At 72.2% G+C, this 25517-nt stretch carries 23 protein-coding genes; 10 read left to right on the top strand and 13 right to left on the bottom strand.

The features are described 5' to 3' along the window. Window positions 1-34 precede the first annotated feature (34 nt). Together ACIBQZ_RS35785 and ACIBQZ_RS35780 are read right to left on the bottom strand one after the other, a co-directional pair. Window positions 35-4240, bottom strand: a complete 4206-nt coding sequence (locus tag ACIBQZ_RS35785) for a GH92 family glycosyl hydrolase (protein ID WP_396093341.1) — start codon at window positions 4238-4240, stop codon at window positions 35-37. A 147-nt stretch (window positions 4241-4387) separates the two neighbouring features. Beyond that, window positions 4388-4918, bottom strand: a complete 531-nt coding sequence (locus ACIBQZ_RS35780) for an adenylate kinase (RefSeq protein WP_396093294.1) — start codon at window positions 4916-4918, stop codon at window positions 4388-4390. Between the two features lie 257 nt (window positions 4919-5175). On the opposite strand from ACIBQZ_RS35780, the gene ACIBQZ_RS35775 reads away from it, so the two are divergent. Further along, window positions 5176-5718, top strand: coding sequence for a hypothetical protein (locus ACIBQZ_RS35775; protein WP_396093293.1), 543 nt, complete (start codon window positions 5176-5178; stop codon window positions 5716-5718). 311 nt (window positions 5719-6029) lie between these two features. Here ACIBQZ_RS35775 and ACIBQZ_RS35770 read toward each other — a convergent pair whose 3' ends face one another. From ACIBQZ_RS35770 to ACIBQZ_RS35760, 3 genes are all read right to left on the bottom strand, one after another. Next, complete coding sequence (locus ACIBQZ_RS35770) at window positions 6030-6986, bottom strand: DNA polymerase domain-containing protein (RefSeq protein WP_396093292.1); 957 nt, start codon at window positions 6984-6986, stop codon at window positions 6030-6032. Between the two features lie 4 nt (window positions 6987-6990). Beyond that, window positions 6991-7344, bottom strand: a complete 354-nt coding sequence (locus tag ACIBQZ_RS35765; protein ID WP_396093291.1) for a hypothetical protein — start codon at window positions 7342-7344, stop codon at window positions 6991-6993. Between the two features lie 71 nt (window positions 7345-7415). Further along, on the bottom strand, window positions 7416-8456 hold the full coding sequence (locus tag ACIBQZ_RS35760) for a LacI family DNA-binding transcriptional regulator (protein WP_396093290.1): 1041 nt from the start codon (window positions 8454-8456) through the stop codon (window positions 7416-7418). 232 nt (window positions 8457-8688) lie between these two features. Between ACIBQZ_RS35760 and ACIBQZ_RS35755 the strand changes: the two genes are divergently transcribed. Further along, window positions 8689-9789, top strand: a complete 1101-nt coding sequence (locus tag ACIBQZ_RS35755; protein WP_396093289.1) for an acyltransferase — start codon at window positions 8689-8691, stop codon at window positions 9787-9789. 50 nt (window positions 9790-9839) lie between these two features. On the opposite strand, the gene ACIBQZ_RS35750 is transcribed toward ACIBQZ_RS35755, so the two are convergent. Both ACIBQZ_RS35750 and ACIBQZ_RS35745 read right to left on the bottom strand, forming a co-directional pair. Then, on the bottom strand, window positions 9840-11054 hold the full coding sequence (locus ACIBQZ_RS35750) for an MFS transporter (RefSeq protein ID WP_396093288.1): 1215 nt from the start codon (window positions 11052-11054) through the stop codon (window positions 9840-9842). A 122-nt stretch (window positions 11055-11176) separates the two neighbouring features. Continuing rightward, the gene (locus ACIBQZ_RS35745) at window positions 11177-11728 is read right to left on the bottom strand and encodes a winged helix-turn-helix domain-containing protein (protein WP_396093287.1); all 552 of its coding nucleotides are present in this window, start codon (window positions 11726-11728) and stop codon (window positions 11177-11179) included. A gap of 62 nt (window positions 11729-11790) precedes the next feature. Here ACIBQZ_RS35745 and ACIBQZ_RS35740 point away from each other — a divergent pair, with 62 nt between their 5' ends. Both ACIBQZ_RS35740 and ACIBQZ_RS35735 read left to right on the top strand, forming a co-directional pair. After that, complete coding sequence (locus tag ACIBQZ_RS35740) at window positions 11791-12228, top strand: GNAT family N-acetyltransferase (RefSeq protein WP_396093286.1); 438 nt, start codon at window positions 11791-11793, stop codon at window positions 12226-12228. A gap of 303 nt (window positions 12229-12531) precedes the next feature. Further along, window positions 12532-13479: an intradiol ring-cleavage dioxygenase gene (locus tag ACIBQZ_RS35735; protein ID WP_396093285.1), complete on the top strand. Its 948-nt coding sequence runs from the start codon at window positions 12532-12534 to the stop codon at window positions 13477-13479. Window positions 13480-13525: 46 nt separating this feature from the next. On the opposite strand, the gene ACIBQZ_RS35730 is transcribed toward ACIBQZ_RS35735, so the two are convergent. Next, the gene (locus tag ACIBQZ_RS35730; protein WP_396093284.1) at window positions 13526-13774 is read right to left on the bottom strand and encodes an SCO4226 family nickel-binding protein; all 249 of its coding nucleotides are present in this window, start codon (window positions 13772-13774) and stop codon (window positions 13526-13528) included. Between the two features lie 111 nt (window positions 13775-13885). On the opposite strand from ACIBQZ_RS35730, the gene ACIBQZ_RS35725 reads away from it, so the two are divergent. From ACIBQZ_RS35725 to ACIBQZ_RS35715, 3 genes are all read left to right on the top strand, one after another. After that, window positions 13886-16690, top strand: a complete 2805-nt coding sequence (locus ACIBQZ_RS35725; RefSeq protein WP_396093283.1) for an ATP-binding protein — start codon at window positions 13886-13888, stop codon at window positions 16688-16690. A 1108-nt stretch (window positions 16691-17798) separates the two neighbouring features. Continuing rightward, window positions 17799-18161: an MmcQ/YjbR family DNA-binding protein gene (locus ACIBQZ_RS35720; protein ID WP_396093282.1), complete on the top strand. Its 363-nt coding sequence runs from the start codon at window positions 17799-17801 to the stop codon at window positions 18159-18161. A 380-nt stretch (window positions 18162-18541) separates the two neighbouring features. After that, window positions 18542-19105: a GNAT family N-acetyltransferase gene (locus ACIBQZ_RS35715; protein ID WP_396093280.1), complete on the top strand. Its 564-nt coding sequence runs from the start codon at window positions 18542-18544 to the stop codon at window positions 19103-19105. Here the strand turns inward: ACIBQZ_RS35715 and ACIBQZ_RS35710 are convergent. From ACIBQZ_RS35710 to ACIBQZ_RS35695, 4 genes are all read right to left on the bottom strand, one after another. Next, entirely contained in the window at window positions 19102-19254 is a 153-nt protein-coding gene (locus ACIBQZ_RS35710) for a hypothetical protein (RefSeq protein ID WP_396093279.1), read from the bottom strand. The genes ACIBQZ_RS35715 and ACIBQZ_RS35710 overlap by 4 nt on opposite strands. Window positions 19255-19439: 185 nt before the next feature. Next, window positions 19440-20570 (bottom strand): epoxide hydrolase family protein, encoded by a 1131-nt coding sequence (locus tag ACIBQZ_RS35705; protein ID WP_396093278.1) that lies wholly within the window; start codon window positions 20568-20570, stop codon window positions 19440-19442. Beyond that, on the bottom strand, window positions 20567-21379 hold the full coding sequence (locus ACIBQZ_RS35700) for an LLM class flavin-dependent oxidoreductase (protein ID WP_396093277.1): 813 nt from the start codon (window positions 21377-21379) through the stop codon (window positions 20567-20569). Before ACIBQZ_RS35700 ends, ACIBQZ_RS35705 begins: the two co-directional genes overlap by 4 nt. Before the next feature lie 88 nt (window positions 21380-21467). Beyond that, the gene (locus ACIBQZ_RS35695) at window positions 21468-22046 is read right to left on the bottom strand and encodes a TIGR03086 family metal-binding protein (RefSeq protein WP_396093276.1); all 579 of its coding nucleotides are present in this window, start codon (window positions 22044-22046) and stop codon (window positions 21468-21470) included. Window positions 22047-22098: 52 nt separating this feature from the next. Between ACIBQZ_RS35695 and ACIBQZ_RS35690 the strand changes: the two genes are divergently transcribed. Further along, a complete protein-coding gene (locus ACIBQZ_RS35690) occupies window positions 22099-22530 on the top strand; it encodes a MarR family winged helix-turn-helix transcriptional regulator (RefSeq protein WP_396093275.1) in 432 nt (143 codons plus the stop codon). Window positions 22531-22611: 81 nt separating this feature from the next. On the opposite strand, the gene rnhA is transcribed toward ACIBQZ_RS35690, so the two are convergent. Beyond that, window positions 22612-23073: a ribonuclease HI gene (gene rnhA / locus ACIBQZ_RS35685; RefSeq protein ID WP_396093274.1), complete on the bottom strand. Its 462-nt coding sequence runs from the start codon at window positions 23071-23073 to the stop codon at window positions 22612-22614. 459 nt (window positions 23074-23532) lie between these two features. On the opposite strand from rnhA, the gene ACIBQZ_RS35680 reads away from it, so the two are divergent. Continuing rightward, a complete protein-coding gene (locus ACIBQZ_RS35680) occupies window positions 23533-24447 on the top strand; it encodes an ABC transporter ATP-binding protein (RefSeq protein ID WP_396093273.1) in 915 nt (304 codons plus the stop codon). Then, window positions 24444-25211, top strand: coding sequence for an ABC transporter permease (locus ACIBQZ_RS35675; protein WP_396093272.1), 768 nt, complete (start codon window positions 24444-24446; stop codon window positions 25209-25211). Before ACIBQZ_RS35680 ends, ACIBQZ_RS35675 begins: the two co-directional genes overlap by 4 nt. Window positions 25212-25517: the final 306 nt, after the last annotated feature.

Genomic DNA, 25517 nt, shown 5'->3' with positions numbered 1-25517 from the left:
CGCCCCGCGTGCGGAGCGACGGCTGCGCCGGGTGTCAGAGTTTCGCGCACTGCCCGATGCGCGGGGCGCTGCCGGCGTTCGGCAGGCCGTTGTTCACCGGCGCCGGCTTGTTGCCCGAGCAGGTGAGCGGGCCGCCGATCGTGTTGCCGGCGACCACCGTGGCCGTCTTGTTGCTCAGCAGCGTCACCGCGCTCCTGAGCGTGGAGTTCTCCAGGCTGACCGGGCCCGAGCCGGACACGGTGACCGGGCCGCTGACCGTGCTGCCCAGCAGCGCGACCGTGCCCGCGCCGGTCGCCGTGACCGCCGCCCGCAGGGTCGCCCCGGTGGCGTAGAGCGAGGCGCCCCTCGACACCGAGACCAGGCCGGTGATCCGGGCGCCGGCGGTGACGCAGGTGACGCCCGAGCGCACCGAGACGGCGCCGACGACGGTGTCGGAGATCGTCGTGGTGCAGGCCGGGGCCGGGACGCCGAGCAGCTCGATCTCGGCGAGCGTGGTGCCCGGTGCGACCTCCAGCCGGTAGAACTTGTACCGGCCGGGTGACGCGATCTTGAAGGGCCGGGTCTGCAGCCGCCAGTCGAACGTCTGCTCGCTGCGCTCGTCGACGGTCGTCCAGGTGGTGCCGTCGTAGGAGCCCTTCAGGGTCCACGAGGACGGGTCACCGGCCGCCGTTGCCGAGGTCAGCGTGTAGAAGTCGGCCTGCTCGCCCGCCGAGGCGAACTCGTACTGCCATCCGGTCGGGAGGGCCGCCTGGGTGGCGGACGTGTTGTCGACCAGTGCCGGCTCCGACGCCGTGCCGCGGCCCGGGCCGGTCAGGTCGCGCAGCGGGTTGGCCACCGCGTCGCCCGAGGTGAGCGACGGCGGGGCGGCGTCCTTGCCGGTGCCCCACCGCGACGGCGACGAGCCCATGGTGAAGTCCAGCGTCGCGCCGTCGGCCAGCAGCGCGTGCGGCAGCGACGTCGAGCCGTACGCCTTGCCGTTGACCTTCAGCGACTGCACGTAGACGTTCTCCCGGCTGTTGCCCGGGGCGTTCACCACGATCTTCTTGCCGTTCTCCAGGTTGACCGTGGCCTTGGTGAACAGCGGCGAGCCGATGGCGTACGCGGGGCTGCCCATCTGCAACGGGTAGAAGCCGAGCGCGCTGAACACCTGCCAGGCGCTCATCTCGCCGTTGTCCTCGTCGCCCGGGTAGCCCTGGCCGATCTCGCTGCCCAGGTAGAGCCGGGACAGCGCCTCGCGGACCAGCTCCTGCGTGCGGTCGGGACGGCCGGCGTAGTTGTACATGTAGGGGATGTGGTGCGAGGGCTGGTTGCTGAAGCCCCACTGGCCCATCCGGACGTCGCGGGCCTCGTACATCTCGTGGATCGGGCCGCCGTACGAGCCGTAGAAGGTGGCCGTCTCACCGGTCGCGAAGAACTTGTCGAGCTTCTTGACCAGGCCGTCGCGGCCGCCGTACAGGTTGGCCAGGCCCTGGCCGTCCTGCGGCACGTGGAAGGCCATGTTCCAGCCGTTGGTCTCGGTGTAGTCGTAACCCCAGACCCGCGGGTCGTAGGTGTCCGGCGGGTTCCGCCAGACCCCGGCCGTGCTCTTGCCCTGGAAGAAGTCCACGGACGGGTCGAACATGTGCACGTAGTTCAGCGCCCGGTTGCGGAAGTACTCGGCCTGCTCGGCGTAGTCCTTCGCCTTCGGGCCGCCCTTGGCCGCCAGCGCCTCGGCCATGTTCGCGATGCCGAAGTCGTTGATGTAGCCGTCCATCGCCCAGCTCATCGCCTCGCCGGTGGCGTCGCTCGGCGTGTAGCCCTTGAAGATCGAGCTGGCCAGGCCCTTGCGGCCGACGTTGGCGTTCGGCGGCGTGACTGTCGCGTTCTTCACCGCGGCCCGGTACGCCGTCTCGGCGTCGATGCCCGGCACCCCCTTGAGGTACGCGTCCGCGAACGCCACGTCCGAGCTGGTGCCCACCATGAGGTTGGCGTAGCCCGGCGAGGACCAGCGCGAGATCCAGCCGCCGTCCCGGAACTGCTGGACGAACCCGTCCACCATCTCGCCCGCCTGCCCCGGCGTCAGCAGCGAGTACGCCGGCCAGGTCGTCCGGTAGGTGTCCCAGAAGCCGTTGTTGACGTAGACCTTGCCGTCCTTGACCGGGGCGCCGGTCTGCGTCGGCGTGCTGGCCGGGCTGGTCACCGCCGACTGCACGGTGTGCCGGTAAACCGGCTCGTCGTTGCTGCCGGTGTTCTCGAAGCCGGAGTTCGGGTAGAGGAACAGCCGGTACAGGTTGGAGTAGAGCGTGACGAGCTGGTCGGAGGACGCGCCCTCCACCTCGACCGTGCGCAGCTTCTTGTCCCACAGCGCCCGGGCCTGGTCGCGGACCGAGGTGATGGTGGCGTCGGCGGCGATCTCCAGGTCCAGGTTGTGCTTGGCCTGCGCCACGCTGATCAGCGAGGTGGCGATGCGCATCCGCACGGTCTTGTGCTGCGTGGTGTCGAACTTCAGGTAGCCGGTGGACGGGCGGTTGCCGGTGGGCAGCATCCCGCTCGCGGTGACCGGGGCGTCGACGGTCGCGTACATGAACATCCGGGTGAAGCCGGCGGAGAGCCCGCCGCTGTTCACGTCGGACCAGCCGGAGACCGCCTGGTTCGCCGCGTCGAGGGTCAGCCCGGAGCGGCTGTCGACGTTGTCCAGCACCAGGTTGGCGCTGTCGCCGGTGAAGGTGAACTGGAACAACGCGGCGTGGTCGGTGGGCGCGATCTCGGTCTTGAGCCCGTTGTCGAACGTGACGCCGTAGTAGTACGGCTTCGCCACCTCGTTCTCGTGCCCGAAGGCCAGCGCGCGATTGGCCCGGTTCGCATCCGGTACGCCGGTGGCGGCGCTCGGCATCACCTGGAACGTCTGCCGGTCACCCATCCACGGGCTGGGCTCGTGGCTGGCCGAGAAGGCCTGCAGGGTGGGCCGGTTCGCCGCGTTGTTGGCGCGGTGGTACTCGTACAGCCAGCTCGTGGTGCCGGCGTTGGTCACCGGGGTCCAGAAGTTGAAGCCGTGCGGGACGGCCGTGGCGGGGAAGTTGTTGCCACGGGAGAAGTCGCCGGAGGACTGGGTGCCGCGGCGCGTCTCCGCGTACTCGGCAAGATGGGCCCGGGGTTCCGCCGGCGCGACCTCGCCGATCGAGATGTCGTCGAACCAGGCCCGGAAGGCCGTCGGGCCGGCCGGCTTGTCGTAGCCGACCAGGATCCGGTTGATGGTCTTGCCGGCCGCGACCTTGCCGATCCGGGAGGTGCGCTTGTTCCACTGTGCGGTGGAGAGCGTCTTCGACGCGCCCTGCGCAGCCGGGCTGACCACGATGCCGTGCTGGTCCAGCGCGTTGAGCTCCGACAGGAAGGTGCCGTCGGTGAAGGCCAGGTCGACCGCGGTGTAGGTCGCCGGGTTCGTCAGGTCCTCGCGGTTGAACTCCGGGAGGACCAGATAGGACAGCTCGGTCTCGGCGGTCACCGCCACGTCGACGTCGAAGACCTTGTTGAACGAGTGACCGCGGCCCTCGGCGGTGTGCCGGCCGGCGATCTGGAACGCCCGGAGCCCGGTGTAGCCCGCGCCCGCCTTGGCGGTGGGTGAGCTGGCCGGGCCCGGGCCGACCCGGCTCTGCATCGGCCCGGCCGGCGGCGGGGTCACGTTGGCGTCGGCCAGCTCGAGCTCGGCCAGCTGGGTCAGGTTGCCGGAGGGGTGCCCGGTGATGCTCAGCCGGTAGATCGGGAACGCCGCCGGGTCGGCGACGGTGTACGTCTTGGTCTGGAACCGCTCGGTGAAGGTCTGGCCGGTCTGCGTGTCGACCGTGGTCCAGCCGGCGCCGTCGGCGGAGCCCTGCAGGGTCCAGTCCCGCGGGTCGCGCTCGGGGGCGTCGTTGGCGGAGGTCAGCGCGTACCTGACGACCTCGGCGGGTGCGTCCAGGGTGTACTGCGCCCAGCTCGTCGGGGTGTCGACCAGCCACTTGGTGGCCGCGTCGCCGTCGTTGAGGTTGGCGTGGCCCTCGTTGCTGTTCGGCTCCGCGTTGACGGCGATGCCGGTGACGTGGCCGCGCAGGCTGCCGGGCATCCCGACCACCACGGCCCCGTCGACGCCGCCGCTGCCGGCCGCCGCGTCGACGGTGTCGGTCCAGTCCGGCTCGGGCTCGTCGGCCTCGAACGACGAGCGGAACGAGGTGGCGGCGGCTGCCGCAGCCCCGCTGCCGGTGGCGACGGCCGCTGCCGCCGCGATCAATGTGACGGATAACAGGGCGACGCCCCATCGTGGCCGGTGCATGCCGTCTCCTTCGCGGAGGATGTCCGGAAACCTCCGCGACACATCGTCATGTCTAAGTCTGTCGATCCGCAAGGGTTCGAGCGCCCTCGATTGACATCGATGTCAGTCGGCGGGGTCCGGGGCCCTGTCGGCGAGCCAGCGTTCCACCTCGGCGGGCGAGCGCAGCAGCACCACGGGCAGCTCCGGGTCCGCGTGCCAGGCGCGCATCCGCCGCCGCTTGCGCGCGAACGACCGGAAGTGCCAGACCACGATGTTGTCGGTGGACAGCACCAGGTTCCGTACCCGCTCGCGGTTGCCGTTGCAGATCTCGGTCCGCAGCACGATCCGCCGGGCGGTGCGGCGCAGCAGCCGGCCCAGCGAGCGCCAGCGCGGGAGATCCAGCCCCACGATCAGCTCGGCGCGGGCCAGCGGGACGTCCAGCCACGTGCCGTAGGCCGAGTCGAGCACCCAGGCGTCGGTGGCGCAGACGGCGGCGATCCGCTCCCGCTGCACCTCGTCCGGCACGGCGACCCAGCCCGGCTCCCAGGTGAGATCGTCCACCGCGACGTACGGCAACCCGAGCCGCTGCGCGATCCGCGCGGCCAGCGTCGACTTGCCGGATCCGGTGACCCCGTAAACCAGAATGCGGCGCACCCCGCCCAGCCTAAGTGGCCGTTCCTCGGCCCACCAGGCCTTCCTCCCGGTCCCGGACGCCGAGCTCGGTGATCGCCGGTCGCGCAGGCGCGGCCCGGCGGTGACGTCCAGCGCGCCGGTCCCCGGCGTGATCAGGCGGAAACTGTGTCGCAAACTCTCGGTCAGGCCGGAAAACCAGGCCCGGCGCGGCCTCCCGCGTCGACTCCCTTCGGGTACGGGGCTACACCGATCGGCGTATGTCGCTCTAGGCTGAGCGGGTGATCGACGAGGGCACCGCCGCCGACGTGCTCGCCTCCTACGGCCGGTGCACCGTCCGCCCCGGGCTCACCGAGGCGGAACTGGCCGGGGTGGAGCAGGAGTTCGGCTTCTCCTTCGCCGACGACCACCGCGCGTTCCTGGCCGCCGGCCTGCCGTACGGGCGGGGCTGGCCGGACTGGCGCGACGGCGACCGCGACCAGCTCCGCGAGAAGCTGGCCATGCCGGTCGAGGGCGTGCTCTTCGACGTCGCGGAGAACGGCTTCTGGTACGAGGGCTGGGGCCCGCAACCGGCCACCACCACCGAGGCGGTGACGGTCGCCCGCCGGTTCCTGATGACCGTGCCGCGCCTGGTGCCCGTCCACTCGCACCGCTACCTGCCGGCGGGCCGGGGCGCGTCGGGTCACCCGGTGCTGTCGGTGATGCAGACCGACATCATCGGCTACGGGGCGGATCTGGCGGCGTACCTCCGGCACGAGTTCGGCGGCGAGCCGTTGCGGACGGCCCGCCCCACCGTGGCCTTCTGGCGCGACCTGATCTCCTAGCTGATCTGTTCGGTGGGGTGTTCCGCACGGCCGGTTTGCCGGGACAGCGTCAGCGGCCCGGCTTCCGCGCCTGCCGGCCGATGTGAGACGCGGGAACCTCCGATTCGCCAACCGGACACCCGCCGGCGTCGATCATGATGAGCTGCGGTCAGGTCCGCACCATGCCGTCACAAGATCTCGGGCCGGCCTCTCCGGGAGCGCCGTTCTGGGGTGAATGGGGTGAGCCGTCCACGATACGAGCGCGCGAGCTGCGCCCTGGCCGCACAGGACCGTCAATGGGTGTGAGACCGCCGTAGCGGATCGTGACGTGATCACTCGGCCTCGCGTTTGGCCCGGGCCCGGCGCTTGCCCTCGTGCATCGCCGCCACCCGGGCCACCGGGATGGTGTGGCCCTCCGCGACCAGGCCCGGATCCAGCGCCTGCGGCTGCGGCATGTGCGCCGCCCACGGGTCGCTGCCGTTGAGCAGTTCCGGTGCCGTGTGCACGGTGAAGTCGGCCGGCGTCACGTCGTCGAGCACGTCCCAGCCCACCGGGAACGACACCGGCAGCCCAGGGCGCACCCGCGGGCTGTACGCGGCCACCACGCTCGCGCCGCCCGACCGGGTCGCGTCCAGGAAGACCTTGCCGTGCCGGTCCTCGCGGATGTATGCGGTGGTCGCCAGCTCCGGATCGAGCCGCTCGGCGCGCGCCGCGACGGCCCGGGTCGCCGCGGCCACGTCCCAGGTGGCTGCGCTGCCGTCCAGCGGCACGAAGATGTGCACGCCCTTGGCGCCGCTGGTCTTCACCGCGCCGGCCAGCCCGGAGTCGGCGAGTGCCTGCCGGACCAGGTGCGCGGTCTTGATCACCACGTCGAAGCCGGCGCCCTCCGGCGGGTCCAGGTCCATGATCAGGTGGGTCGGGTGGTCGTGGTCGGCGACCGTCATCAGCGTGGGGTGGTATTCGACCGCCCGCTGGTTGGCGAACCACAGCAGGGTGCGGCGGTCGTTGCAGAGGGCGTACTGGACCTCGCGGTGTGACGCCTCCGCCCACACGGCCGTGCGCGGCACCCACTCCGGGGTGTACTTCGGCAGGTTCTTCTGCATGAACTGGTCCTGCCCGCGCAGCACCCGGATCACCGACAGCGGGCGGTCGCGCAGGACGGCGATGAGCGGCTCGCGCACCGCGTCCAGGTAGTCGACCAGGTCCCGCTTGGTGGCCCCGGCGCCGGGGAAGAGCTCCTGGTCCAGGTTGCTCAGGGGTACGCCGGCCCGTTCTTCTTTGTCCGCCATGCCGTCATCCTGCCCGGACCAGGCTGAGCGCGGGAAGGACCATCGCGAGCGTCAGCACCACGTAGACCCCGCCGAGGAAGAACTGGCCGTGCCGGGTGGCGATGACCGCACCGACGAACGGCAGCACGACGGCGAGCAGCGCGGCCAGCAGCAGCGCGCCCGGCTGGCGTTCGGGGCCGGTGACACCCCAGCCGACCAGCAGCGAGACGGAGACGAGCCAGCTCAGCGTGACCAGCGCGACCTTGAGCGCGACCTCGGTGCGCAGCGCGGCGGCCCGCCGATCGGCCCGGATCTCGCTCGCCGACCTGAGCCCGACGTCGACCCGCGACAGCGGCGTCCGCTCGATCTCCAACGTCACAACCAGCACTCTAGGGGAGCACCGGACCTCGTCGCATCGCGAGAAACCCGAACGTGACCAGCCACGCCACGTCAGTGCGGCGGGCGCTCGCCGCTGCCCCGGGCGATCACCGACGTCGAGATGACAATCGACCGGGCCGGGACGGTGAGCCCGCTGATCCGCTCGTACGCCAGCCGGGCCGCCTCCCGGCCCATCGCCACCGCGTCGTGCGCCACCACGGTCGTGCCGATCACCTCGGCCAGGTCGAAATCGTCGAAGCCGATCAGCGCTGGCGGGTCCGGCCGGTCCTTGAGCACCCGCAGCGCCCCGGTGGTCAGCCGGTTGTTCGTGGTGAACAGCGCGGTCGGCGGCGGTTCGAGCGCCAGCAGCTCGCGGACCGTCTCCTCGGCCCGCCGCACGTCGTGCACATCGGTGCGCAGGTAGGGCTTCCACTCGGTGTTGCCGGCCGCGCGCATCGCCGCCTGGAACCCCTCGATGCGCCCGCGCTGCGGCACCGTCCGGGCCAGGTCGGCCACCAGCGCGATCCGCCGGTGACCGCCCTTGAGCAGGTGCTCGGCCCCGGCCCGGGCGCCGCCGGCGTTGTCGATGACCACCACGTCGGCCTCCACCCCGTCCGGCGGCCGGTCCAGGAAGACGAACGGCACCCCGCGGTGGCTCTCCACCGCCAGGTACGCGTGCCGGTCGGCGCTCGGCACCACCAGCAGCGCCCGCACCCGGCGCTCCAGGAACGTGTCGATCAGCGCCCGCTCCAGCGCCGGGTCCTCGTCGTTGTTGGCGGTCACCAGCTGCAGCCCGTGCTGGCGCAGCTCACGCTCGATCCCGCTGGCCACCGCCGAGTAGAACGGGTTGGTCAGATCCCCGCTGATCAGCGCCACCAGCGCGGAGGTGGCGCCCCGGCGCAGCTCGCGGGCGATCCCGTTGAGCCGGTAGCCGAGGTGGTCGGCCGCGTCGCGGACCCGGCGGCCGGTCTCCTCGGCGACGTTCGGCTCGCTGTTCAGCGCCCGCGAGGCGGTCTTGAGGCTGACCCCGGCCAGGGCCGCCACCTGGGTCAGCGTCGGCCGGCGGGCGGCCGATTCGTCGACGGCGCCGTCGGCGGACCGGAAGGCGGACATGGTGCTCCGAACTGTCGTCGGTGGCTGACGGGTCTGTCCAAGTCAGGCGGCAATTATGACATCGACGGCAGCCGGGGCGGCGGCGCCGGCACCAGGCTGACCGGCCCCGGCCCGCCCGGCGAATCGGCTCCGCGGACCAACCGTTCGGGCCGCTGCGCAGCCGGGGAAAAACACTACTGTCTGTAGTCTCCGACCTCGCGGGTCTGGGCATGGATCGGCTGCTGGAGGCGCTGTGACGGACACCATCACCGCCGGACGGGATCGGTACTTCGATACTCTGCGTGCTGTCGCCATCGTCCGGGTGGTGCTCTTCCACGCCTTTCCGATCGCCACGCTCGAGCTCGTCTTCCCGTCGATGGGGGTCATGTTCGCGCTCGGCGGCTCGCTGATGGTCAAGTCACTGGACCGGTCCGCGTCCCGGGCGGTGCGCAACCGGCTGCGGCGGCTGCTGCCCGCGCTGTGGGTGATGGCGCTGATCCTCGTACCGGTGATGCTCCAGCGGGGCTGGCAAGACCGGCCGTCCTGGCCGCACCTGCTGCTCTGGGTGCTGCCGGTCGCGGACCCGCCGGCCAGCGAGTTCGGCTACCCGGCCGCGGGCGTGCTCTGGTATCTGGTCACCTACCTGTGGCTGGTGCTGCTCTCGCCGCTGCTGCTGCGCCTGTACCGGCGGTGGAACCTGCCGACCGTGCTGCTCCCGCTGGTCGGTCTGCTCCTGCTGATCGCCTACCCGGAGACTTTCGGTACGACGGCCGGCTGGGTCGTGCAGAACGTGCTCGCGTTCGGGTCGTGCTGGATCCTCGGCTTCGCCCACCGCGAGGGTGACCTGGCCAGGCTCCGGCCCGCCGCGGTCCTCGGGCTGGCCGCCGCGTGCGTCGGCGGCGCGCTGGGCTGGGCCTACCTGCACCCGTCGGAGAACGGTATGGACCTGACCGGCATCCCGGTCGCGTACGCGGTCTTCTCGATCGGCTTCGTGCTGGCGCTGCTGCGCTGGGCGCCGCGGATGCGGTGGCTGGCCCGGTCCCGGCCGCTGGACGGTTTTGTGTCGATGGTCAACAACCGGGCGGTGACCATCTACCTGTGGCACAACGTGGCCATCACGCTCGCGGTGTGGCTCTTCGACCCGCTCAAGCTCTGGCGGATCCCGACCCAGGGCCTGGAGAGCGCGGTCGACTTCACCATCGCGCTCGCGGCGCTGGCCGTGGCGGTGCTCGCGCTGGGCTGGGTCGAGGACCTCGCGGCCCGGCGGCCGGCGCGGCTCTCGCCGTTCGTCCGGCGGCACAGACTTCAGCAGACCCCGGCCCCGGCGCATGCCCCCGCGCCGGCCGCCGCCTGAGCTGCTGAGGAAGCGCGGGCCCCCGGTGATCGGCGGGGGCCCGCGCTCATTCACCGGGTCGGCAGGTCGCGCCGGCCCCGGAGCGGGCCCAGCACCAGGATCAGGCCGCTGGCCGCGTACCCGAGGGCCATGAGCAGGATCGCGCCGCGCGCGCCCAGCGGGCCGGCCAGCGCGCCGCCCAGCACGGCGCCCACCGGGATCGCGCCGAAGTTGACGAACTGCATGCTGGTCAGCACCCGGCCGAGCAGCCCGGCCGGGCAGTACGCCTGCCGGAAGCTGGCGCTGACCACGTTGCCGGCGATCGCGCCCGCCGCGACACCGAGCATTCCGGCGACGAAGATCAGCAGGCCCACCCCGGGCCGGGTGAACGGGATGAGCATCGACGCCACCCCGCCGAACGTCTTGCACACGACCAGCGTGCGCGCGCCGCCGAGCCGGCGGACCAGCTGGGGGGTCAGGGTGGCCGCGCCGACCCCGCCCAGGCTCACTGCCGCGAACAACAGGCCGACTGTGGTGGTGCCGACGCCGACCTCGCGGATCAGGAAGACCACGCTGATCGCGTTGATGCCGGTGAGCCACAGGTTCGCGGCCGCGCCGTAGATCGTCTGGTTCAGCAGGTACCGGTCGCGCAGCAGCCAGCGGGCGCCCTCGACGATGTCGCCGCGGATGCTCGACCGGGCCGCCGGCGCCGGCCGCCGCTCGGCGCGCCGGATCCGCCACAGGGCGAACGCGGAGACTGCGAAGCTGACCGCATCCACCACGAGCCCGGCCATCGCGCTGACCGCGGCGACCAGCAGGCCGCCCACCGCCGGGCCGGCCACCTGGGCCGCGGACTCGGTGCCCTGCAGCGCGGAGTTCGCGGCGACCAGCTCGTCCTTGGCGAACATCGCCGGCAGGTACGCCGCCCAGGCCACGCTGAAGCACACCGTCGCCGCGCCGAGCAGCAGCGTCACCGTGAGCAGGTGGGCCATGGTGAGCACGCCGGCCCAGGCGGCGACCGGGACGCTGATCACCAGCACGGCCGAGACGAGGTCGCTGATCAGCATCACCGGCTTGCGGGTGATCCGGTCGATCGAGGCCCCGGCGGGCAGCCCGATCAGCAGCCAGGGCAGCCAGGCGGCCGCGGTGAGCAGGCTGACGGTGAAGGCGCTGGCGTCGAGCACCTGCACGGCGATCAGCGGCGTGGTCACGCTCGCCACCGAGCTGCCGAGGCGGCTGACGGTCATCCCCGCCCAGAGCTTGCGGAAATCGGCGTCCCGCAGCACACCCCCGCGCCGCCTCCCGCGGCCTCGGGCCGCGCCGCTTTCGGCCGTGCCGGGCTCGGCGCCGGCGGCACCGGCGGGCCCGGCAGTGTCGGCGCTGGTCAGGCTGGATGGGGCCGGGGCGGTCACGGGCGGGCCGGGAAGCCCCGGCCGATCACGAAGACCGGCTCCCGGCCCGGCGCCTCCGGGCGCCCGGCGTAGCGGTCCAGCACCGCCTGGATCTCCGCGCCCAGCTCGGCCAGCTCGGCCGGGCTCAACCGCAGGAAGCCGTCGGTGGAGAACGCGGCCTCCGTCCACGGCTCCTCCCGCGACGCCGGGCTGCCCAGCCAGGTCGAGATCAGCTCCACCTGGCGCTGCAGCCCGATCGCCATGGCCGCGTCGGCGGCCGCGAGGTCGGCGGCGTCGGCGGTGAAGTCGGACAGGCTCCAGCTGATGCTCCGGTCCGGCATCCGCCACCAGTGTTCCTTGCGGTTGCGGGCCAGCTCCGGCGCCTCCTCGATGAGCCCGGCCCCGGCCAGCACCCGCAGGTGGTGGCTCACGTTGGCGACCGCCTGGCCGGTGGTGCGGGCCAGCACGCTGGGCATTGACGGTCCGTCCACCCGCAGCGCGTCCATCAGGCGGCGGCGGACGGGGTGCGCGACCGCCTTGAGCACGGCGGCGTCCTTGATCTGCGGCATGACCCACCCTGACATAGTAAAGCGCTGTTGCGCAAGAGTCGTTAACCATTAAGATCAACACCATGACGGAGATCCGCGAGCGACGGGCGGGCGACCTCGACGAGTGTGTCCGCCTGCTGCGGCAGGTGCACGAGGCCGACGGGTATCCGCTCAACTGGCCCGCCGACCCGCGGGCCTGGCTCCATCCGCCGCGGATCCTCGGCGCCTGGGTGGCGCCGGCCGACGGGCTGCTCGCCGGGCACGCGCTGGTCACCGCCGACGGCGAGCTGAGCAGGCTCTTCGTCAGCCCCCGCCGGCGCGGTCAAGGGCTGGCGCGGGCCCTGATCGACGCGGCCCGAGCGACGACGCCGGACGGGCGGCTCACTCTCGAGGTCGCCAACGACGCGGCGGCGGCGTACTACGAGCGGACCGGCTGGGCGCTCACCGGCAGCTACCGGGCCGGCTGGACCGGCCCGGACGGCGGGCCGGTCACGCTGCGCCGCTATGCCTCGGTGGCCTGACGCAGCGACAGCCGGCGGACGCGGGCCGGAGATCGAGCCGTCCACGACCGGCAGGCCCGCACAGGTCTCCGCGACCCGGGCCAGGGTCGGCGGGGAGATCGCGTTCAGGTCGGCGACGATCGGCGACCGGCCGGTGCGCCGCGCGGCGTCCGCGATGCTCCGGGCCACCGCCAGCGCCTGGCCCGGCGGGCATGTGTCCCGGACTCACCAGACATTACGAACCCCGCCACAGCGCGGACACAGACGGCGCACAGTGAGGCTTGGTTGTCTGGTCGCAGGACATCAGGCGAGGAAGGGACCGCTGTGCAGGAGCAAGGGGATCAGGACAACGCCGCGTACGTGCGTCGGGTGCACGACAAGGGGCTGCAGTTCGACCTGCGGACCATGTCACGGCGCCGGCTGCTCGCCGCCTTCGGTGGAGCGGGTGCCCTCGCGCTCGTCGGGGGCACCGCGGCCTGCGGCAGCACGACGGAGACGGCAAGCACGTCGGCGTCGGCCGGCACCACGGCGAGCGCCGCCGCCGGCACGGTCGCCGAGGTCGCGTCGGAGACGGCCGGGCCGTACCCGGCGGACGGCTCGAACGGGCCCGACGTGCGCACCGAGTCGGGCATCGTGCGCAAGGACATCCGGACGTCGTTCGGCGGCTCCAGCGGCACCGCTGCCGGCGTACCGCTGGAATTCTCCCTGGTCGTGACCGACCTGGACGGCAAGGCCGTCACCGGGGCCGCGGTCTACGCCTGGCACTGCGACCGGGACGGCAACTATTCGCTCTACTCCTCCGGGGTCACCGACCAGAACTACCTGCGTGGCATCCAGGAGACCGACGCCACCGGCACGGCCACCTTCACCAGCATCTTCCCGGCTTGCTATTCGGGCCGCTGGCCGCACATCCACTTCGAGGTCTACTCGTCGCTGGCGAACGCCACCAGCGGCGCCGGCCCGATCGTCAAGACCTCGCAGATCGCGATCCCCGAGGACGTGGCGGACGTCGTCTACGCCACCGACGGCTACAGCAGGAGCGTGGCGAACATGAGCCAGGTCAGCCTCGCCACCGACAACGTGTTCGGCGACGACTCGGCCGCCACCGAGCTGGCCACCGTCACCGGCAGCGTGGCCGACGGCTACGTCGCCAAGCTCACGATCGCGATCGACCCGTCCGGCGAGGAGACCGGCGGCGGCGACGCCCCGGCCGGCGGTGGCGGCCCCGGTGGCGCCCCGTCGTCGGGTGGCCCGCGCCCTGCTTCGTCTTGAGCACGGTTCCGCCCGGGCCGCACCGACCCGGGCGGAAACGCTGTGCTCACACCTCGGTGGTCAGCTCGTAGATCTCGGTCGTCGGGTGGCCGGCCCGCTCGTGGATCCGCAGCACCGCCTCCTTGCTCGGCCCGCTGGACAGGCAGAACACCTTGCCCTGCTCCGGGTCGAGCCAGGCCCGCTCGAAATGCACCCCCTCGTCGGCCTCGATCTTCTGGTCGGCCTGGTGCGCGGCCTCCAGCTCCGCCGGGGTCACCCCGTGGAACCCGCTGTGCACGTCCATGAACTTCGCCATCGAACTCGTCCCTCCGTTGTGGTTACCGGTGCCAGCCTGCGCGGCCGGGCGGCGTCGGACATCGGTCAGAACACCTAGGAAGGCCGCGGAGTTCGGCCTAGAGTCACGCCCATGCGCGCCCCGAGCCCGGTGCTGGTCGGCCGTGACGACCTGCTGGCCCTCGCGGACCGCCGGCTCGCCGCGACCGCCGCGGGCCACGGCGAGCTGCTCTTCCTCGCCGGCGAGGCCGGCATCGGCAAGACCCGCCTGCTGACCGAGATCGCGGCCCGGGCGGCGGCGCGCGGTTTCCGGGTGGCCGGCGCGGCCGCGTTCCCCGCAGACGCCGACGTCGCCGCCGGCTTGATCACCGACGCGCTCTCCTGCTTCGGTACGCGCACCGCGAAGCTCCTCCGCCAGTCGTACGACGGCGACAGCCACCGGCAGCGGCGCCTGCTGGTGACGGCCCTGGCCGACGCCCTCGCCGAGGTCGGTGCGGGCCCCGAACCGCTGCTGCTGACGCTGGAGGACCTGCACTGGGCCGACGACCTGACCCTGCAGACCCTGGCCCGGCTCGCGCACCGGCTGTCCGGGCTGCCGATGCTGATCGTCGGCACGTACCGCAGCGACGAGCTGTACCCGCGGGTGCCGATGCGGGAGTGGCGCACCCGGCTGCTGAACCAGCGGCACGCCGAGGAGGCCCGGCTGCCCCGGCTCGGCCCCGCGGACACCGCCGCCCTGGCCGCCGCCATCTCCGACGCGGTCCTGCCGGCGACGGTGACCGGCGCGGTCTTCGCCCGCAGCGACGGCATCCCGCTGCACGTGGAGGAGTTCCTGGCCACGGTCGACGCGGCGGCCGCCCTGCCGGACACGCTGGCGGAGGCAGTGCTGTCCCGGGCCGCCTCGTTGAGCGCGCCGGCCCGGCAGCTGGCCGGCGCGGCGTCGGTGATCGGCCGCTCGTTCGACGTGGACCTGCTCACCGCGATCACCGGCGAGCGCCCGGACCGGATCGACGACGGGCTGCGCGAGCTGGCCGAACGGTTCTTCGTGCAGCCGCACGCCGACGGCTTCACCTACGACTTCCGGCACGCACTGATCCGCGACGCCCTGCACGCCGACCTGCCCCCGCTGCGCCGCCGCGACCTGCACGCCCGGACGGCCGGCGCGGCGCTGGCGGCGGGCCTCTCCGACGCGTTCGTGAGTGATCAGTACGAACGCGCCTACCGGCCCGCCGACGCGTACGGGCACGCGCTGACCGCGGCGGCCGGGGCCGTGCGGATGTCGGCGCACCGCGAGGCCGTGGAGCTGTACCGGCGGGCGTTGCGCACCGCACCGGCCGATCTCCCGCCGGCCGAACGGGCCACGCTGCTGGCCGCGCTCGGCGCCGAACTGGCGGCGGTGGACGAGAACGGCGAGGCGGAGGGGACGTTGCTGCGGGCGTACCGGATGCGGTTGGAGCTGGGGGACGCGCTCAGCGCGGCCGTTCTCGTGCCGCAGCTGGTCGCGGTCCGGCATCTGCTCGGCGCGGGCCTCGACGAGCGCGCCGCGCTGCTGCGCGAGGGCCTCGACCTGATCGCCGCGCGCGCCGACGACCAGGCCCAGGAGATCCGCGCGGGCCTGCACGCCGCGCTGGCGGCGGCCTACATGCTGGACCGCCGGCTGGAGGAGGCGACCGAGGTGGGCGTGCTGGCGGAGGCGTTCTCGGTGGAGGACTGCGACCACGCGCTGCGCTGTCACCTCGGCGGCACGCTGGGCTCGATCCTGGTCTTCGCGGGCCGGATGCACGAGGGCTGGCAGATGCTGGCGAACGCGATCGGCCGGGCCCGCCGCGGCGGCCTGGAGGCGGAGGCGGCCCGCGGCTACCGGATGCTCGGCTCGTCCGCATCGGTGCTGGTCGAGTACGACCTGGCCCGGCAGTGGCTGGCCGAGGGGATCGCCTACGCGGAGTCGGTGGAACGGTTCAACGACCGGCACTACATGGCGGCGCACCTGGCGCACGTGGACTGGGCGGAGGGCGCGTGGGAGGCGGCCGAGGCCGGCGCCACCCGGGCGCTGGCCGACGGGCAGGGCATCACCACCCGGATCACGGCGCTGCACGTGCTGGGCTACGTGGCGCTGGGCCGCGGCCGCTGGGAGCGGGCGACGGAGTGCATGCGCGAGGCGGCGACGTTCGGCGAGACCATGGGTGAGCTCCAGCGGATCTCCCCGGCCTGGTGGGGACTGGCCTCGATCGCGCTGCTGCGCGACCACCCGGACGAGGCGATCACCTGGTGCGAGCGCGGCTACGCCGCGTCGGCCAAGGTGCGGGACGCGGCATACCTTTTCCCGTACGTGGTGACGGGGGTGCGCGCGCACCTGGCGAAGCAGGACCTGACCGGCGCCCGGGACTGGCTGGCCCGGACCGGGGCGCTGCTGACCGACCGGGAGATCCCCGGCACGCTGGGCGCGCTGGACCACGGCGAAGGCCTGATCCACCTGCACGAGGGACAAACCGGAAAGGCGCGGGTCGAGCTGGAGCGAGCCGCCGCCTTCTGGCGGGCCCGAAAACGCTTCTGGGAAGGTACGCAGACCCTGTCGGACCAGGCCAGATGCGCACACCGGTCGCGCCGCCCGGCGGACGCGGCCCGGCTGTCCACCCAGGCGGCAGCCCAGGCAACGACCGCGGGCGCGGTGGTCCTCATGCCGGCGACCCGGCCGTCAGCGCCACAACCCCGGTCGGCGCTGACCGCACGGGAAGCGGAAGTCGCCGGCCTGATCGCCGACGGCGCCACGAACCGGGAAATAGCGGCCGCCCTGTCGATCTCCCCGAAAACCGTATCCGCGCACGTCGAACACATCTTGACCAAGCTCGCGGCGTCCCGCCGCGCCCAGATCGCCACGTGGACTACAACACATCGCCGACAGTTCTCGACCGAACGGGGTACCTCAAACGGGCTATAGCTAGTGGTCTATGCAATAGCAAGAATCGGACCATGACCGGAAACGACACCCTCCTGATCACGCTGCTGGCCGTCTTCACGGCCTGCGTGGGATATACGGCCGGGCGCCTGCACCAGTGGTACCGCACTGTCCTGGACCGAGACGAGGCCTACCGGGACGGGTACGACACGGCTACGCGAAGCGTCTTCAGCTTGGCGGCTCGGTTGATCGGGCCGAAGCGGGCTGTGCGGGGGACGGCTGTGGTGGGTGGATCGGCCTCTGCTCCGTTGGTCGCGCCTCCGCCGGTGGGGTTGCGGGCTGCTTCTTTTGGCGGGTCGGCGGCTTCGGCATCGCGTTCCTCGGCTTCTGGTTCCTCGGGCTCGCGGGCGGGGGCGTCGGTGTCTCGCGCTGGTTCGCCCAAGGCTGGGGTTGAATCGGCGCGGTCCGGGGCGGGCGCTGGGTTGTCTGGCGCTGATGTTGCGGCGGGGCGGGTTGATTCTTCGTCTTCCTCGGTGCCTTCGTCGTCGCCCTCCTCGCCTGCATCATCCTCATTGCCGTCGTCCTCGCCTTCGCCGTCTTCGCCCTCCTCGCCGTCGTCGCTCTCCTCGCCGTCTTCGCCCTCCTCGTCCCGGTCCTCGTCCTCGTCCCGGTCCTCGTCCTCGTCGTCGGATGAGGACGAGCCGGTGGTTGCTGGCGGTGGGCGCCATCTGGTGCCGGACGAGCTGGTTCAGGCCCCGACGTACCGGTTGACGCCGGACCGGGTGGCCCGGGCAAAGGTCCGCAGAGCAACTCCCGGAGACGACGAATCCGAAGAGCCGACAACCCGCCTGCCATCGGTCCCGCGCCCTCGCTCGTCCTGACCTTGTCCTCCTTGCCCTTGCAGTTCCTGGCCCCTTCCTCTCTGACCCGTCTCCCTCGGGCACCTTCCAGGCTCTCTTCCTCCCGGTCTCCTCCGGTCTCCTCCGGTCTCCTCCGGTCTTCCTCCCGGCTCACTTTTCCTGGCTTCTTCCTTCCTTGCCTCTCCTCCTGGCCGCGTCGCCCCCGTAAGCGCGAACCTTGTCCGCGCCGCCGCCCCCACAGGCGCGGCTTCTGTCCCCGGAAATGTCATAGGCCGGCGTTAAGGTGCGCCATGGTCACCGTTCAAGAGGTCCGCGAGGTGGCGATGAAGCTGCCCAGGACAACCGAGCACCTGATCTACGACCGGGTGAAGTTCCGCGTCGGAAAGATCGTCTACGTGGCGTTCTCCCGCGACGAGACGATCATGGGTTTCGGCTTCCCCAGGGAGGAGCGGGAATCACTGGTAGCGGCCCAACCCAAGGTCTTCCACCTGCCGAACGCGACGAACATGCGCTTCCAATGGGTGCAGGCCTGGCTGGCAGAGCTGGACCACCGCCAGATGGAGGAACTGGTCATCGACGCCTGGCGCATGGTCGTCCCCAAACGCGTCGCCGCGGCCTACGTCGCGGCCCTCCCAGACGTCCACCCGAAATAGCCGCCGCCGGGCACCGCGGCCGGCTCACGGTCATTCGCCGTCGCACGGGCTGCCACCCGATCGGTCCGGGAGACCGTTGACCCGGCATTCGCCGTCGCACGGGCTGCCACCCGATCGGTTCGAGAGACCCTTGACCCGGCCGAGCTGACGGCGACGGCCTGTCGCTTCGCGTGATCGGCCCGACAGGTCCGGGGCCTGGCGGAGGTGAGCAGTGGCCCGCCGATTCCGGGTGATCGGCGCCGCGGGTCGGCGATGTGGCCGAGGCGGCGGCAGCGTCCTGTCGTTTCCGCGTGACCGGCTCGGGTGCCGCGGCCCGTCGGCGCGGCGCCATGGAGGCGTAAATGCGTTGCGGCGATTCCGGGCCAGGTCAGGATGGCGTCATGGGCATCTACCTGGAGACGGATCGGCTGGTCCTGCGCCAGTTCACCGAAGACGACGTTGACAACATCGTCGAGCTGGACAGCGATCCGGTGGTGATGCGCTACCTGACGGGCGGCCGTGCCACGCCGGTCGAGGAGGTTCGGGACGAGGTGCTCCCGTTCTGGCTGGCGTACTACGAGCGCGGCGAAGAGGTCGGCTTCTGGGCTGCGATCGACAAGGCCACCGGGCATTTTCTCGGTTGGTTCCACTTCCGGCCGCGGTCCAGAGACCCTGAGTCCGGAGTCGAGCTGGGCTACCGGCTGCGCCGTGACGCGTGGGGCAAGGGTTACGCGACCGAGGGGAGCCTGGCGCTGATCCGCAAGGGCTTCACCGAGCTCGGCGTCGAGCGGGTCTTCGCGGAGACCATGGCCGTCAACGCCGGCTCGCGCCGGGTCATGGAGAAAGCCGGCCTGCGGTACGTCCGCACCTTCCACCAGGAGTGGCCGGAGCAGATCCCCGGCGACGAGCACGGCGACGTCGAATACGCCCTGACCCGTTCCGAGTGGCAGGCCGCCGCGGGCTAACGGGACGGGGGCGTCAGGTAGCCGCCCTCGGCCAGGTGCTTGGCGTGCTGGGCGTACACCTCGGGTTGCCGGGGCGCGAGCGTCGCCAGACACGCGCGGGTCGTCCGCCCGGCCAGACACGCGCGGGTCGCCCGCCCGGCCAGGCGCACAGGTCGTCCTCCCGGACGGCCGCACGCGGGTCGCCCGCCCGGCTACACGCATGCGGGAGTGCCCGCACAGCTATCTGCATGCGGGGGTGCCCTCACGGCAGCGCGCATGAGAGTCGCCCTCACGGCAGTGCGCATCGGGGTCTCCCGCGCGGCGTGAGCAGCCGCAGGCACCAGAACGTCGAGAGTCATCCGCATGGCAGCACCGCTCGGAGGCCGGCCCGGAGCTCGGCCACGAACAGAGCCGGTTGCTCGAACGCCGCGAAGTGACCGCCGCGGGCCGGCTCGCCCCAGTATCGGATTTCCGTGAAGCGTCTCTCCGCCCATCGCCGCGACGGTCGCGGGTTCTCCTTCGGGAAGATCGAGCATGCCGTCGGCACCGTCACCACGTCTGTCGTGCCGGTGCGGAAGCGGGCCTGGACGGCTCGGAAGCTCTCCCAGTACATCCTGGCCGCGGCGGCGCCCGTGCCCGGCAGCCAGTAGAGCATCAGGTTGTCGAGCAATTCGTCGCGGGTGAGCACTGTGGACAGATCGCCGTCGCAGTCCGTCCAGGCCTGGAACTTCTCGATGATCCAGGCGGCCAGCGCGGCGGGGGAGTCGACCAGCCCGTAGCCGATGGTCTGCGGTCTTGTCGACTGCTCCAGCGAGTAGCCGTCACCGCTGTCGCCCGACGCGTCGAGGTCGTGCAGCGCGGCCCGCTCCGCCGGCGTGAGCGTGTCGAACGTTGCCGGGTCGGGGGCGACGAGCGGCGGCATCACGTGGATGCCGATGAGCCTCTCGGGATGCTGCTGGGCGATGCTTGTGCTGATGCTGGTGCCCCAGCCGTGCCCGGCTGCCATGAAACGGGTGTATCCCAGTCGTTCCATCAGCTGAACCCATGCCCCGGCGGTTCGTTCCACCGTCCAGCCCGGCGCGGCTGGACGGTCGCTGAAGGCGTACCCGGGTAGAGAGGGACACACCACGTGGAATGCGTCGGTGAGCGGGCCGATCACCTTCGCGAACTCCACGATCGAACCCGGCCAGCCGTGGGTGAGCACCAGCGGCACGGCGCCGGGATGCGGCGAGCGTGCGTGCACGAAGTGGATGCCGAGGCCGTCGACGGTGCTGCGGAACTGGGGCATCCGGTTGAGCCGCCGCTCGGCCGCGCGCCAGTCATAACCCTCCGCCCAGTAGTCGCACAGCGCCCGCAGCTCCCGTAGTGGCACACCCTGCGCCCAGCCGTCGACCGTCGCCGGCTCGGGCCAGCGGGTCCGCCGCAGGCGATCGCGCAGGTCGGCGAGCTCGTTGTCGCCGGCCCGGATCTCGAAGGGCGTGATCATGCCGGCCGCCGTGGTGGCCCGGCCGCGATCCGCTCCCGGATCTGCCGCATGCGCTCGGCGCTGTGATGCGGCATCTCCCAGCGGGTCTCCATCCACCAGGTGCAGCCCGCATCGGCCCACGGGGCGATCGTCGCCCAGGCGGCTGCCGGATCGTCGCCGGGGGTCTCGCCTTCAGCCAGAATGTCCAGTTCGGCAGGCGCACCGCGCTCGGTCAGCCAGGCCCGCATCTGGCGCAGCTCGTCCGGCCCGCTCTGGTGACCCGGGATGACCCCGTCGCACCGCAACACGCGACGCAGGGACTTCGGGCGTGGCCAGACGGCGACGACCCAGATCGGGATCCGTTCCTGCACCGGGCGGCCCACCTCGGCCAGGTCGCGGCGTTCCACCTCGTAGGTGTAGTGCGGACCGCGATAGCTGGTGCCGCCCGCCCACAGCGTGCGGATCAGGTCGATGCCGTCGTCCATCATGGCGGCGCGGCCCCGCAGGTCCGTGACCTCGCCGGTCAGCGGCAGATCGGTGGTGATGGCGCCCAGGCCGATGCCGAGCACCGCGCGGCCGTTCGAAAGCTGGTCGACCGTCGCGACCTGGCTGGCCACCTTCCACGGCCGCCGCCAGGGCAGGGGCGTCAGCATCGTGCCGAGGCGGATCCGGGTGGTCGCCGTGGCGATGGCGGCGAGCAGGCTCCACGCGTCCACACCGGACGCCGCCTCCCACACGAACACGCCGTCCCATCCCGCCTGCTCGGCGAGGATGGCCTGGTCGAGCTGCTGCGGTGCGGTGCCACCGGGCAGGATGACTCCGTATCGCATCAGCGTGGGCCCGGTGGGGCCGCCCGGCCGGGCGCGCGTCTGCCGATGAACCCGATGCCTGCGTCCCGCTGATTCATGGTCCGGGACGCTAGCGGGGCGGTACGACATTCTTGCCCGGATCCCGTCCGAGCAGGGCGAGGATGCGATCCAACGGATCAGCACCGGGGTCCGGGACGCGCGGTCCGAAGGGCGATCCCGGCGCGAGCCTGGCCTCGTCGTCGGGCACGGCCTCGGCGATGGGCAGGGCTACGGCGAGCACGTCCGCCGGCAACCGGTACGCGATCCCGAGCGCGCGGGCGACGTCCCAGCCGTGCACGACGAAGTCCACGAGGTGGAAGCCGACCGCGAGCCGGCCGGGGATGGGGTGCGGGAACTCGGGCAGGAGGATGTCCCGTTCGAGGACACCGGGCTCGGCGAAGGCAGCGATGACTGCTTCGGCCGCCTGGGCGTACTCCGGTCCGGGGTGGGCGCCCGGCGCGCGCTCCGCGCCGGTGGCCGCCGCCGCGAAGGCCTCGTGCTGCTCGGTCATGTGGGCCAGCAGCTGACCCAGATCCCATTCCGCGCATGGTGTGGGCAAGGACAAGTCCGACGGGACGACACGGGCGACGACGGGAATGGTCGCCCGGACAGCTGTCCCGTGGCAGGCGAGCAGGTCGATAGTATGCATGTGCTTACGATCTGCGGGCGTACACGATATGTCAAGGGGTATGTTCTCGGCCGTGCCTGATCCGGACCGTGACCGTCCCGACCTCGGCGCGATGATCGTGCGGTTCGGCCGCGCGCTGATCGCCGCCGAGCGTCCCGTGCTGGCCGCGCACGACGTGTCGATGTGGGGATATGCCGTGCTCAGTGCCCTGGCCGACGAGCCGATGCGCACCCAGGCCGCGCTCGCGCGCGCCATCGGCGCCGACAAGACCCGGATCATCGGGATCCTGGACGAGCTGCAGGAACGCGCTCTGATCGAGCGCGAGCCGGACCCCGAGGACCGAAGGGTACGGCTGCTGCGGCTGACGCCGGCCGGGCGGCACCTGTACGCGTCGGTGCGGGCCGAGATCCACGCCGCCGAGGAGCGGTTGCTGGGCGGGCTGACGTTGGCAGACAAGGGCGTCTTCCTGCGAGTTCTCCAGCAGCTCAGCCACGAGCCGGACTGATTGTGTCGGTGCCCCCTGCTAGACCGGGAGCCTCACGAAACCGAGGAGGGGCACATGGCGACGGCGATCAACCCGAAGGCGTCAGCGGGCGGCGAGGGCTTCCTGCAGACCACGCGCGGCGAGCCGGTCGGCCCGCTCGTTCTCGGGATGGCCGGCGTGGCCCTTGACCCAGTGCCACTGCACGTCGTGCCGCTGCACCACCGCGTCGAGGCGCTGCCACAGGTCGACGTTCTTGACCGGCTGCTTGGCCGAGGTCTGCCAGCCGTTCGCCTTCCATCGCGGCAGCCACTTCGTGATGCCGTCCCGCACGTAGATGCTGTCGGTGTAGAGCAGCACCGGCAGTGGTTCCCGGGTCAGGCTCTCCAGCGCCCGGATCGGCGCCATCAGCTCCATCCGGTTGTTGGTGGTGGAGGAGGCCTCGCCGCCGCAGAGGTCCTTCTCGTCGGCGCCCCAGCGCAACACGGCGCCCCAGCCGCCGGGGCCGGGATTGGGGATGCACGCGCCGTCTGTGTAGATCTCCACCGCGGTGGCCGGGCCAGTCATGCGGAGCACCCTACCGACCGGCCCGCCGCCGACCGCGCCGTCACCCTCGCGGCGCCGACGCTCGCGCGCCGCCCAGGGGGATGGGTGATTCTGATCGGGAGGCTCCCACCGCGCCGAGTGAGCGTCAGGCCGCCAATCCGGGGCCTGCGTGACGCCGCAGGCGTGCCGGGGGGAACCGGTGCCGGACCGGCGGCCTGCCCCCGCATTGCTCGAGCGCGGTGGGAGCGCTCCCACAGTCAGCCTAGCGAATCTCCGGCCCGGCGCAAAACGGGTCGCGAACACTCACATTCCACCGCTCCCGGGCGGCCCTGCCACCTGCGGATCGTCCACCGCGGCGGGTCCGGCACCCACCTGTCGCCGGCCCGGCGGTGCCGCGGCGCTCACCGGGCGTGCGCGGCGTGGGCCACACCCGTGTGGACGCCCCGAAGCGGCGGCCCGCCCAGCCAGTACAGTTTCGGCATGCGTGAGGCAGCCGTCGAGGTGCAGGACGTCGTCGTCAAGTACGGCGACGTCGTTGCTGTCGACGGTGTCTCGCTGACCGTGCCGCGCGGCGCGATCCTCGCCCTGCTCGGCAACAACGGCGCGGGCAAGACCAGCTTGCTGCAGGTTTGCGAGGGCTTCCGGAGGCCCGATGCCGGCTCCGCCCGGGTGCTCGGGCTCGACCCCGTCGCCGATCATGACGACCTGATGCCGCGGCTCGGCATCATGCTGCAGTCCGGCGGCGTGTATCCGTGGGCGACCGCGGGCGACATCCTGCGCCTGTTCGCCTCCTTCGCGGCGCATCCGCTCGACACCGACATGCTGCTCGACCGGCTCGGGCTGCGGAAGTTCGCCAAGACCACGTTCCGTCGGCTCTCCGGCGGCGAGCAGCAGCGGCTCTCGCTCGCCATAGCGCTCGTCGGCCGCCCCGAGCTCGTCTTCCTCGACGAGCCCACCGCCGGCATGGACGTCGGCGCCCGCCAGACCACCTGGGAACTCGTCGAGAGCCTGCGCGCCGACGGCGTCTCGGTCCTGCTCACCACGCATCTGCTCGACGAGGCCGAGAGCCTCGCCGACCACGTGGTGATCATGGACAGCGGCGTGGTCGCCGCGACCGGCACCCCGGCGGAGCTCACGGCCGCCGCGGGCATCGACCTGCTCCAGGTGCGCGCGGATCCGAGCCTGCCGGTCGCCGCCCTCGCCGCCCGCCTGGACGCCAAGGTCACCGAGGGCAACCCCGGTGAGTACACGATCGCCGGCGCCCTCGACACCGAGGCGATCGCCGCGGTGCTCGGCTGGTTCGCCACCGCCGGCGCCCAGGTCACCGCGGTGAACACCCGCCGCCGCACCCTCGAAGACGTCTACCTGGCCCTGACCGCCGGAGCTGCGCGATGACCACCGAGACCGGCACGTTCACCCCGGCGCCGGGCCGGGCGCCCATGCGGGCCATCCTGCGCCAACAGGTACGCATGGAGCTGCTCCTCACCGCCCGCCGGGGCGAGGCCGTGGTGCTCGCCATGGGCGTGCCCCTGTTGGTCCTGCTCGGCGCGGGCCTCACCGAGGCCACCAACGTCCCGGGCAACGACCGCCTCGGTTACGTCGTCCCCGGAGTCCTCGCCCTGACGGTGATGTCCACGGCTTTCACGGGCCAGGCGATCACCACCGGCTACGAACGCAGCTACGGCGTCCTCAAGCGCCTCGGCGCCTCCCCGCTGACCCGCCCCGGCCTGCTCTTCTCCAAGACCGCCGCGATCCTCTGCCTGGTCGCGCTGCAGGTGCTCGCCCTCGCCCTGGTCGGCGTGCTGGTCGGCTGGCGCCCGGAGCTCGCCCAGGTGCTGCCGGCCATCGGCGTCACCGTGCTCGCGACCGCCGCCTACTGTGGCCTCGCCCTGCTGATCGCCAGCGTGCTGCGCCCCGAGACGACCACCGCCGCAGCCACCTTGATCTACGTGCTGATGCTGGCCGCGGGCGGCATCATGTTCGCCGCGCCCGACCTCGGAACGGCGGGCCATTTCCTGCTGCCGCTGGCCGCCCACGCCGAAGCGCTCCGCGACACCCTGACGGCCGGCACCGCGGTGCCGGCGAGCATCTGGCTCAGCCTGACATTGTGGGCGGCGGTCGCGCTGACGGCGGCCGCCCGCAAATTCCGCTGGGAGTAACCGCCCCGGCCGAACCGCAGCCGCTGCGCACGCACCCACCGCGGTGCCGGGCGAAGCGGGGGTGGTGCCGGGTGCGGTCTGGCCGCAACTTCGGCGGTGGGCCGGGCGGTGGTGCCGGGTGCGGTCTGGCCGCAACTTCGGCGGTGGGCCGGGCGGTGGTGCCGGGTGCGGCCATGCGCAACCCGCTCCACGAACCCGTGGCCGTGGACAGGCCCCGGCCCGCGATGATCATCGCGAGCAGGCCGCCGAACGAGTGGCCGACCACGTGTCGAGAACCCTGCGGCAGGAAACGTCAGCGGCCGGCCG

Source organism: Actinoplanes sp. NPDC049599, assembly GCF_044465625.1.
Classification (GTDB): Bacteria; Actinomycetota; Actinomycetes; order Mycobacteriales; family Micromonosporaceae; genus Actinoplanes.
The sequence above is the reverse complement of the archived record's forward strand: the minus strand, read 5'-3'. Positions and strand labels throughout refer to the sequence as shown.